Origin of the sequence: Streptomyces sp. enrichment culture (genome assembly GCF_964272855.1) — a bacterium.
Taxonomy (GTDB): Bacteria; Actinomycetota; Actinomycetes; order Streptomycetales; family Streptomycetaceae; genus Streptomyces.
The window spans coordinates 8,989,428-8,999,583 of record NZ_OZ186847.1; the positions used below are offsets into that span (position 1 = coordinate 8,989,428).

Sequence of the window (10,156 nt, forward strand, 5' to 3'; positions counted from 1 at the left end):
GTGCACGTCAGTCGATGGAGAAATCGGCGAACTCCACGTCGGTGAAGGCGATCCCGAGCCCATGGGCACGCAGGCCTCCGTCCCGGAAGTAGGCATGCCCCAAAGCACGGGCGAGGATCACCATCTGCTGCTGCTCACCCCCGCCGGCGTCCCGGGCGGCGAACAGCTCGCGGGCCACTTCTCCCGACAGGTACTGGGTGATCAGCCGTACCCGCGGATCGTCCGACGAGCCTGCCGGAGCGGCGAAACCGAACCGCGCCCTGGTGTGGAAGACAAATCCGTCGGCCTCGGCCCGGGCCCGTCGGCGGGCCCGCACCAGGGGCTGCCACCGTGCCCTGACGGCCTCATCGATCAACCCCGCATGCACAGCACATGGACGGCGACGCATTCCCGGCCGGGTCGTGACCCACCTCTGTACGGTGCGCTGGGAGATCCCCAGGAGGACAGCCACGTTCTTCGTGGAGCCCTTCTGCGCCCTGAGCAGGAAACGCACAGCGGCATCACCAGTAGGCACCGGGCGGCTCATCAGCGCTCGCTCAAGCCCTTTGACGATCTCCCCCATGTCCGCCCCCGAGCCGTTCTGCCGCCGCACAGCGGCCGTCTGCTCCCCCAGGTCTTTCACACCCGCCCGTTGTCTTTGGCCAGTTCCGGCGTACGCGAGACATCCCTGCGGGTCCTCGGCTAACGGCCCTGCTGTCCTATCTCGAGCCTGAGCTCGTCTCACTGAACCTGATCGCCGCTCCGTAGGGTTCGCGCGGCACCCAGCCGGTCGAGCAGCGTCCATCTTTAAGAAAACCTAGCCAACTCCTACTAGGTATCTATAGTCTTCTCCTCATGAACTCCTACAGCGAGGACCTCGCCAGCGTCGAGCGCGAACTCCGTGAAGCCGAACTCGAGCGTGACCGACTCGGCGCTCATATCGAGGGACTCAAAGCCAAGCGGGACGCCTTCAAGAAGCTGAGTGCAGCGGTGTCCGAGCCGGGGGCGGCCGTTCAGGACCTCACCAAGGCGGATGCCATCGTCAAGATCCTCAGGGCGTCGCCTCAGCCCATGTCTCTCGGTGATATTGCGGATGCTTTGACCGCCGCGGGCAAGCAAGCCAACCGCAACGGCGTCTCCGTCTACATAGACGGTCTGCTCAAGGCTGGCCGCGTCGTCCGTGTTGCCCGGAACCAGTACCGGGACGCCTGACACGCTGGGGTGCGCCCATAGTTCGGTGAGATGGGGCACCTGCGACAACCCGGGCGGCGCAATCGTCCTTACGCAGTCCGTACGCTTTTAGTACGCGAAATGTGCGCTTCACGCTAGGGTCGGGGCTGGAGGTGCTGCATGTCCGAGCTGTTCGACGCGGTCGACGCGCTCATCGCGTCCCGCTCCCCGTTGCCGCCCCCGGCGGAGCGCAAGCGGCTGCGCCAGGCGCACGGGCTGACGCTGGACGAGGTGGCCGCCGCACTGCAGGTGCGGCGCGCGACGGTCAGCGGCTGGGAGGCCGGCAAGACCGAGCCGCGGCCGCCGGAGCGCGACGCGTACGCCCGCATGCTCAAGCAGCTCGCCCAGCTCTACCCCGCCGACCCCAACGCTGCGGCGCCGGCTGAGGACACGCCGGTCCCCGGAATGCCTGCCGCTGCGGCGGCCGCTCCTGCGCCATTGGCAGCTGAACCGGCCCAGGCCCACGCTGACTCCGGGCCTGCTCGCAGGGCCATTGCACGCCACTCCGCCGGCCCTGCCGCTGTACCGGGTCCGGCCACCACGACGAGGCCGACGTCGCGTGCTCCGGCCGCGAAGAAGGCAGCCCCCGCCGGCAACCCGGCAGGCGGGAGGGAAACGAGGTTCGAGAACGGTCCGCTTGCGGTCGTCGACGTCGCCGACGGCCAGGTGCTGGCGTACTGCGTCGGCGGCCTGGTCCTGGACGTGCCTGCCAAGTCGCTTCCCGCGCTGGTGGAGTGGACGCTTGGCGAAGGACGGCTCGGTCAGCCGAAGTTGTCCGGGCCAGGCAAGGACGCCGACCCGCTGATCGTGCTGACCGAGGCCGCGTGCGAGTACTACGGCCTGCCCGTCACGCTCACACAGCAGGAGCGCCTGGCCGGGCGGCTGCCGGAGGGCCACAAGGTCATCAAGCAGCTGACGCGTGCCCACTGGCAGCTGACCAAGCGCGGGTTCGGGCCGTGGGCGAGGATCTACCGCCCCGCGCAGGGCGCGGAGCGCTCTTGCGTGCAGTTGTGCATCCCGTCGTGGGACGCGCTGGACACCCGGCACTGGGCCAACACCGGGCAGCTGCCGCCGGCGGACCTGGCCCGGCTGCTGGGCACGTATGCGGTCCGCGTGATGACGCCGCTCGGGTCGACTGCCGTGACCGGTCTGGAGCTGATGACCGCCCTGCACCCGCCGACCCGTGCCTCCGAACCGGACGCGACGGGCAAGCGGCATTCCGAGCACAACCCCGGCTCGCTGGGCAAGGATCCGGTGGACTGCGCGCCGTGCGAGGCCCCGGACGGGCACCCGCTGCTCGCCGGTCTGCCGCGTTTCCACCAGCGCACCCCGGGCGAGGTCCTGGTGGAGGAGGCGTACGACTGGGCACGCCCGCTCACCGACGCCGAATGCCTGCGCCCCCACCTGGTGGGCATCGACGTAAACATGGCCTTCGCCGCCGGCGCGAACGGCCTCACGGTCGGCCTGGGAGCGCCGACGCACGTCAAGAACCCCGTCTTCGATCCGAAACTGCCCGGCTCCTGGCTGGTCGACCTCAGCCACGTCGACCTGTCCCGCGTGAAGGTGGCCAAGGAGAAATGGGCTCAGCTGGACGCCGGGCTGCTGCCCAGTCCGTTCACGCCGAAGGGCGAGCGCCCGCAGGGGCCGGCCTGGTACGCCACACCGACCGTGGCGTACGCGGTGGAGCTCGGCTACGACGTCTGCCCGATCGAGGCGTACGTCCGCCACGACAACGGCCGCTACCTGGACGCTTGGTACAACCGGCTGCGCGATGCCTACCTCGCCACGATGGCCGACCTCGGCGTGTACGCCGACATGCCGCCGGCCGACTTTCTCGCGGCGATGGACGGCTACCGGCAGCGGGACCCTCAGCTGGCGATCGTGGTGTCCGCGATCAAGGCGACCGTGAAGGGCGGCATCGGCAAGCTGCGCGAGCGCCCGCGCGGGGAGGGCTGGAAGCCCGGCCAGCCGTGGCGGGCCCTTGCCCGGCCCACCTGGCGCCCGGACGCGCCGCCGTCATCTCCCGGACCCGGATCAACATGCACCGCAAGATCGTCAAGCACGCCGCGTTCACCGGGCAGTACCCGGTGGCCGTCCTCTCGGACTGCGCCGTCTACGCGTCCGACGGGCCGTCGCCGCTGGATTTCCTGCCCTACCGGGACGGCAAGCCGCTGCCCGGCGGCTTCAAACTCGGACTGAACCCGGGCCTGGTGAAGCACGAGGGCACCCAGAGCGTGCTGTGGGGCGAGGGTGTCCGCGAGCAGTTCAACGCCCCGGAACTCAACCTCGCCCGGTACATCAAGGACGGCACCGTGACCGACTGGGACACCGGGGAGTAGGCGGAGCGCGATGAGTATGTTCAGGGACGGCCTGGACGCCGCGGTGCAGAAGGCGTTCACCCGCCCGGTGCCCAAGAGCGCGCCCGCGCAGATGCGGTACCTGGTCAAGCAGCTCAAGGGCACCAAGGCGGCTGCCCAGATGCTCCGGATCTCTCAGCGCACCGTAGAACGGTACGTGAAGGACCAGATCAAGAATCCGCGCCCAGACCTTGCCGCCCGGCTGGAGCGCGAGGTGAGGGCCCGCTGGCAGCCGCAGATCCGGGCGAAGGCCCGCGAGAAGGCGGCGACCATTGGCGGAATCGTCATCGACACCCGCGCCCGCCTTGGTTACACCGCGCCGATCGGGTCGACGGACCAGGACCGCATCCGGCACCTGACGGTCGCCCTGCCGCCCCGCTACGCCGCCCGCCTCTTTGACGCCCAAGAGCGGGGCGCCAGCGACCAGCAGTTGCGGGAGATCGCCGCCGAAGCGCTCAAGGAGGTGTACTTCCAGGACGGTGGCCGCCGTGCTGGCAGCCTGGAAGAGGTCCGCTTCACCGATATCGAGCACCTCGACTTCGAGCTGTAGCCCCCGAGCATCGAGCTCCGTCGACCACATGGATGTGACTGAGCGCTTCACTTGGCGGATGAGTGGTTGAGTTGGCGAACTGAGCACCCGCGCGCGTTTTCGCCCCCGGCCGTCGGCCCGTACCGGCGCGGGCGCCACAGGCCCGCCGACGGCTCCACCGCCGCTTCATGGCTCCGAGAGGTCTGTCAGCAGCCATGCAGGCACGCGGTGATGCGTTCCAGGGCTACAGGTATAGGGGCATGATCAGAGATACCGCCTCAGCCAGTCGGGCATGCTCGGGTCGTCGAGTCCCCAGGACTCCTGGGGCGATTCGTCCTTCTGCCAGGTGTTCTCATCGCCGTCGAAGAACTTCTGCCGGTGGCACTTGTACTTGACGACGGTGTCGCCTTCGCGCCTGTACTCGTTCCAGTAGTAGTTCTGCCTCCCGTGGCCTTTCCACTCCTGGGTCGTGTAGATCGTTGTCATGAAGTCGGAGTGTAGCCAGGGCGCTGCTCCAGCTTGACGGCGTAACCCGGGCAGGCCGAGGCGAGTTGGGAGGCGATCGCGGTCGCGGACGCCGCCGACACCGGAGTACGGGCCGCAGTAGCGAAGAGGACGGCGTCCTCGCCCAGGAGATCCACAAAGGGTCTGAGAAGCAGGAACACCTGCTCAACAATGTGTGACTGAGTGCTTCGGCTTGCCAGGCGTCCCCACACGCAGGTGCTCAGTTCGCCAACTCAACCGCTCATCCGCCAGGGGTGAAGCGCTCAGTCACAATGGACGCGCCGGTCGGACTGTGTGGTGGGGCCCCGGGCCGGCCGGGGGTCCGGTCGGCCCGATGTACCCCTGCCTCACGTCACGGCCGGGACCAGCACGGCCAGCAGCGCGATGAACAGCGTCATGACGCTGAAGAACACGAAGCCGCCGCGACCGATGGCCGTGGAGACCGACGAACCCCCCTCGCGGGAGACGCTGTAGCCGATTAGACCTGCGACGGCGGAGACAGCCGCGAGGGCAACCAGAGCCAGAAGAAGGATCAGGAGGTTCTGCACGCTCACACCGCACCCCGCTGCTGGTGCCCGCGGGAGACGGCCTTCGTGTGCAGCTCCTCCGGGATCCAGATCCGGCGCTCGCGGGCCGCCTGGTACAGGGCCGTCCTGAACCGCGACCTCCGCTTGCGGACGGTGGCGCTGGTGAGCTTCAGCCGCTCGGCGATCTCGGAGTCCGGGAAACCCATGACCGTCAGGCGCACGACCGCCTGCGTCTCCGGCGCCTGCTCCTCGAGGATGTCCTCGAAGTCCGTGCTGAACACTTCCGACTCGATCTCGTAGCTGGTGGCCCGCAGCAGCCCGCCGATACCGGCATCGTTCGCGGCATCCTCCGTGAAGTCGTACACGGCGTGCAGCCGCGCCCAGCTGACCCGCTGCCTGGCCCACCTCACATACGCGCGCCGGAAGACCCACACGCACTGGCCGATGAAGTACGACATCAGGCTGCAGGCGCCGCGCGGTCCGTTGTAGTCCGCCGTCCAGCCCCGCCCGCTCTGCAGGTCGCGGCGGAACTTGCGCATCGCCTCGGCGAGCACGTCGACCATGATGACGTCCCGCTCCACACTGCTGCTACGCAGCAGCAGCATGTCGTCCTCGTGGACGAAGAACTTCCAGCCGCGGCTCTTGCACTGCTTCAGGGTGAGCCGGGCCAGCGTGCCCTTGCGGAGCATGCCGAGCAGGATCGGCTCGGCCTCCCGGTACAGCTCGATCTCGAACACCTCGTAGGCCAGCCCCTCGAACCCACCGCAGGCCAGCTCCTCGATTCGCGCGGCGTCCTGCTCGATTCGCGCCGTACCTCCCCCGCCCAGCACCGCGTCGATGGTCTCGACGATCTCTGCATCCACACCCATGGCATAAGCCCCCTCGTCGTGGTCTGCCCCCGACCCCCGGCAACTTCTTCAAGTCGCGCGAATGAGCTGCGAAGCAGATCGCTTGTTGTACGGGCTTATGTGCAGGGGAAGTTGGCGAACGTGACACGCCAGCTGAAATATTTTTTTCGCGAGGCTCAAAAGCAATCTGCGGGCCCGCAAATGCTCCACGGACCCGCAGTCGAAATCTCGCACCCGGCATTGACTGGACGAGCGCAGGCCCTCACCCTGTACCAGGGATCAGGACCGTGCTTTGACGATCAGCCGGCGTGTTCACACCCACTGCATGCCGAGCTCCCGCAGCGCGTTCAGCTGGTCCTGGGTGAGTTTGTCCCGCCTCGATTTGGTGTTCGAGACCCATACGCCCAGTTTCACGATCACCGGGTCCGTCTCGCCGTCGACCGCGATCTCTTCAGCGTGGCCGCGCGGTACAGGTCGCGCGCCCTCCCGCTCTACCCACTGCGCGAGGGCCGCCAGGCCCCGCTGGAACGCCTGCTGCGCCTTGCTCGGGCGCTTCGCCGCGCGCCCGGTTGCCTGGGCGGCTGAGGGCTCCTCAAGCGGCTTGACGCCCAGCGCGGTCAGCCGCTCCTGCTGTTCGGGCAGGAGCCGCGCCCAGATGGTCGGCTGGGTCTGCTGCTGGAGCCACTTGCCGATGTCGTCGCCGTCCATCAGCACGCCGGGTGCGATGTCGGGCAGCTGGCCGTCGGCGTCGACCAGGTCCGCCAGGACGCGGTAGTGCCGCTGCCAGTCCAGCGGCCACGGGCAGTCCCAGTCCGGGTCGATCTCCGTCAGCTGTGCCGCGCGCACGGCGGCCCGCTCCGGGTCTTTGCCCAGGCCGTTCTTCGTGCCCTTGCGCCGGAGGTTGGCCATGTGCTGCCCGATGGGCACCATCGCCTCGCCCTCGCCCCACACCGCGTCCTGACGCGGCGCGAGGTGCCCGGTGGGCCGCCGGTACGACCGCAGCGCGGCCAGCTTGGCCTCCCACGCCTCCTCGCCGGGCTCCCAGACCATCCCGGCCTCCGGCGCGTCCAGGAGGACCTTGCGCCGGTCCTCCAGCTCCCCGGCCCGCAGGGCCTTGCGCTGCTGGTGCACCCACCGCCCAAGCGGAAACGCCTTCGTCGCCCCGACCTCGACCTCGACGTCGTAGGGGACGGCGTAGACGCCGGTGATCTCGTTCTCCTTCCGCCAGCGGATCAGGGCCTGGTAGCCCTCCAGCCACACCAGCGACTCCGGCCGGTAGACCCGGGTGCGCAGGAAAGCCGCGATGGTCGCCGCGTCACGCGGGCTGGAGAAGTGGAGCAGGGCGGACTCGGCAGCGGCGTCGGTGTCGTCCTGCTCCTGGTCCTCGCCGTCGCCCTCTCCGCCGGCCCCGACGATCCGCCCGTCCTCATCGCGCTGGAGGTGGACTGTGCGCTTGCCGTGGGTGAGGGCGCGGGAGGCGAGCTGCTCGACCAGGCGCTCATCATGCGAGCGCAGGCCCTGGAGGACCGCTACAAGGGGGCGGAAAGAGGCGCTGGCGACCATGTCGGTGGGGTCCTCGCTGGGCTCCAGGAACACCGGCACGATGATCCTGGCCACCTTCGTGCTGCCGTCCTTGTTGAGCCGGAGCGCGCGGCCGATGTTCTGCACGATCTCCACCTGCGAGCCGCGGGTGTCCGCGAAGCACACGGCCTCGACTCCCCGCTCGCCGGTGATGTCGACGCCTTCACCGAGCACTCGAACGCTGGCGAGGAAGGCCCGGTGGACCCGGCGCCCGGCGGCGTCGATGCCGTTGGCGAACTGCCTGATGACCTCGCGCCGCTCGGTCACGAGGTGGTCGCCGCACAGCCACGTCGACCACACTCGGTCCGGCGGGACGTGGCGGCCGGCCTCGAGTTCGTAGAACTCCGCGTCGATGGAGGACTTCGGCAGCTTGTCGGCGGCGGCCAGGTCGTCGTCGGACGCGTCGTTGACGTACAGCTCGGCAGCCGTCTCCGGGAGCTTCTCCGCGAACGCGGCAGCCTCCTCCACCTTCTGGTGGAACGTCATGACCGTACGCAGGTTGTACGCGGCGGCGTGCTCCAGGAGCGCAGTCTGCAGGAGCGCCAGACGCCGGCCGCGCCGGGCTTCCTCTGACTCCCCGACGACGGGGGAGGGATCACGGATCTCCAGGACGTCGATCTCGAACCCGGCGAGGATCTCCCGCTCGATCGCCTCCGACAGTCCGAGCTCGGCGAGCCACGCGCCGTAGGTGCCCTCCGGGTCATCGGCCATGGTCGCGATCTCCGCCTCCTGGCCCTCCGCGCCCTTCTGCGGGCGGGCCGCGGCGAGGATGCGCGGGGTCGCGGTCAGGTATAGCCGGAAGTCCGCAGGGATCCGCTGGTTGTCGTGGATAGCCGCCCACGGGCGACCAAGATCACCAGCGGTTCCGTGTGCCTCATCCACGATCGCGAGGTCGAACGGGGCCATGCGCTGGCCGTACAACCGGTCTCCGCCCGCCAGGGCGGCCTCCAGCGGCCCGCGAACCTTCCGCTGGCCCTCGGGTGCGTCGATGTCCTCGCGGTCCACCAGGGAGGCGTACGTGGCGAACACAACCACCGGCCCGGACCCGGCCCACAGGGCGAGCTGGATCGGGTTGGTGGTGGTCCGCACGCCCAGCTCCTTCAGCACCGGGTCGTTCTCCAGCGAGCACACCGCGACCATCGGCGCCCGGTGGCCCACCAGGCGCCACGCCTGGGCGGTCTGCGCGAGCAGGTCCAGGGTGGGCACGGTCACGAGGATCCGGCCGTCCGCGAACGACTCCAGCGCGCACGCGGCGGCCGTGATCGTCTTGCCCGAACCGGTCGCTGACACGATCGTGCCCCGGGCACCCTGCGGGGGCACAGATGACCTTGCAGGGAATCCCACCCACCTGCGAAACGCGGACCGCTGATCTACCTGGTGTTCCTTGAGCTGAATCGCTGACATTTCCATGTCTCCCCGAGCATGAATGTCTGTGGTCTTTTCAGAGGGCCGCGTGCGGAATGAAGGCCGCGCCCAAGTCGTTCCAGATCGACGCATCCGCCTTGTGCCAGCCGCCCGGCTTTCCGTCCTTGAACGGCGGCTTGTCGTCCGGGTCGTAGTGCCCGGCATCGAGCGTGCAGACAATGACGTCTCCGTCCGCGTTCCGCGTCCGGGCCGTGCACAGACCGCCGGCCTCGCCCAGCGCCTCCAGCACCCGGCGCCGCGCCGTGGTGTGCGGGTGCGTGCGAGGCAGCACGTTCTCCCTGGCGAACCTCTCCAGCCGCACCAGGTCGGCCCGCTCACGCTGCCTCACGTCCGCGATATGTATGGCCAGTTCAGCGGCCCCGGTCGACCGGCCGCCACGCCGCGACCACTCCCGGTCCGCGATGCCCACCAAGGCCTCGCTCACGGCCGTCACGCCGTCATCCCAGCCGTCCGAGAACAGCGGACCCCGAGAGGCCGGCGCCATGACGCCCAGCTCCACCACCTGGCACTGCGCCCCGGCGACCGCCCCGGCGACCGCCCCGGCCTCCAGCGCGGCCACCAGGTCGTCCGCCTCGCTCGCGGGTACGCCCTGCGCCTCCAGGAGCGCGAACACCTTCAACCGGGCGTTAACGCCCGCAGTCTGGTACTGCGTCACCCGGCGCACAGAATCGCTGCTCAGCGCGGGATCGGGTCCGGTAGATTCATGGTGACCGGTCATCTACGGTCGTTCCTCTCGGAGCCCGGGGAGTTTACCGGGTGGTTGGGGGGTGTCTCGTGTTTCCGCCAACGGTACATGCTGCATCAACCTGATGCACGCAGTAAACTGGAACCCACACGAACGAGCGACCCCCACCCCTCGTAGCCAGCCCGGCCCGCGACAGCGGGCCCCAAGGTTCTGGAGGCGCAGCCGGAAGGACCGTCAGGCGGGGGAGCGCAGCGGAACCCGCCCGGGAGTGCGAAGCACTCCCCAACTCCCTTACTGGAAGCCCCACTAACCGCACCTGACATCCCGCCAGCCACGGCCGCGCGATGCGCGGCCAGCCGGGCGCGCAGCGGCCGGCCCCATCCGTCCCTGGAGCGCAGCGAAGGGGACCGCCCTCGCATCGCGAGGGCCAGCGGGAGCGCAGCGACCGCTGCGCTTGCACATCGCGCAGCGATGTGGTACCCGCTCCGCGG

The 10,156-nt window shown here is 69.3% G+C and carries 10 protein-coding genes; 4 read left to right on the forward strand and 6 right to left on the reverse strand.

Annotated features, from left to right (window positions below; all coding sequences use genetic code 11):
• Positions 1-7 precede the first annotated feature (7 nt).
• Positions 8-562, reverse strand: coding sequence for a telomere-protecting terminal protein Tpg (tpg, locus tag ACSU6L_RS40545; RefSeq protein ID WP_437064686.1), 555 nt, complete (start codon positions 560-562; stop codon positions 8-10).
• 272 nt (positions 563-834) lie between these two features.
• Between tpg (ACSU6L_RS40545) and ACSU6L_RS40550 the strand changes: the two genes are divergently transcribed.
• The 4 genes from ACSU6L_RS40550 (at position 835) to tpg (ACSU6L_RS40565) (ending at position 4,116) form a co-directional block, all read left to right on the forward strand.
• Positions 835-1,191, forward strand: a complete 357-nt coding sequence (locus tag ACSU6L_RS40550; RefSeq protein WP_437064688.1) for a hypothetical protein — start codon at positions 835-837, stop codon at positions 1,189-1,191.
• Positions 1,192-1,329: 138 nt separating this feature from the next.
• A complete protein-coding gene (tap, locus tag ACSU6L_RS40555) occupies positions 1,330-3,408 on the forward strand; it encodes a telomere-associated protein Tap (protein WP_437064690.1) in 2,079 nt (692 codons plus the stop codon).
• Positions 3,409-3,419: 11 nt separating this feature from the next.
• Positions 3,420-3,548, forward strand: a complete 129-nt coding sequence (locus tag ACSU6L_RS40560) for a hypothetical protein (protein WP_437064692.1) — start codon at positions 3,420-3,422, stop codon at positions 3,546-3,548.
• Positions 3,549-3,558: 10 nt separating this feature from the next.
• A complete protein-coding gene (gene tpg, locus ACSU6L_RS40565) occupies positions 3,559-4,116 on the forward strand; it encodes a telomere-protecting terminal protein Tpg (RefSeq protein WP_437064693.1) in 558 nt (185 codons plus the stop codon).
• A 243-nt stretch (positions 4,117-4,359) separates the two neighbouring features.
• Here the strand turns inward: tpg (ACSU6L_RS40565) and ACSU6L_RS40570 are convergent, their stop codons facing one another.
• The 5 genes from ACSU6L_RS40570 to ACSU6L_RS40590 all read right to left on the reverse strand — a co-directional run bounded on the left by ACSU6L_RS40570 (position 4,360) and on the right by ACSU6L_RS40590 (position 9,635).
• Entirely contained in the window at positions 4,360-4,581 is a 222-nt protein-coding gene (locus ACSU6L_RS40570) for a hypothetical protein (RefSeq protein WP_437064695.1), read from the reverse strand.
• A 365-nt stretch (positions 4,582-4,946) separates the two neighbouring features.
• Positions 4,947-5,147, reverse strand: a complete 201-nt coding sequence (locus tag ACSU6L_RS40575) for a hypothetical protein (protein WP_203232971.1) — start codon at positions 5,145-5,147, stop codon at positions 4,947-4,949.
• Between the two features lie 2 nt (positions 5,148-5,149).
• On the reverse strand, positions 5,150-5,995 hold the full coding sequence (locus ACSU6L_RS40580; RefSeq protein ID WP_437064697.1) for an RNA polymerase sigma factor: 846 nt from the start codon (positions 5,993-5,995) through the stop codon (positions 5,150-5,152).
• 291 nt (positions 5,996-6,286) lie between these two features.
• Entirely contained in the window at positions 6,287-8,959 is a 2,673-nt protein-coding gene (locus ACSU6L_RS40585; protein ID WP_437064699.1) for a Helicase associated domain protein, read from the reverse strand.
• Between the two features lie 37 nt (positions 8,960-8,996).
• Positions 8,997-9,635: a hypothetical protein gene (locus tag ACSU6L_RS40590; RefSeq protein WP_437064700.1), complete on the reverse strand. Its 639-nt coding sequence runs from the start codon at positions 9,633-9,635 to the stop codon at positions 8,997-8,999.
• Positions 9,636-10,156: the final 521 nt, after the last annotated feature.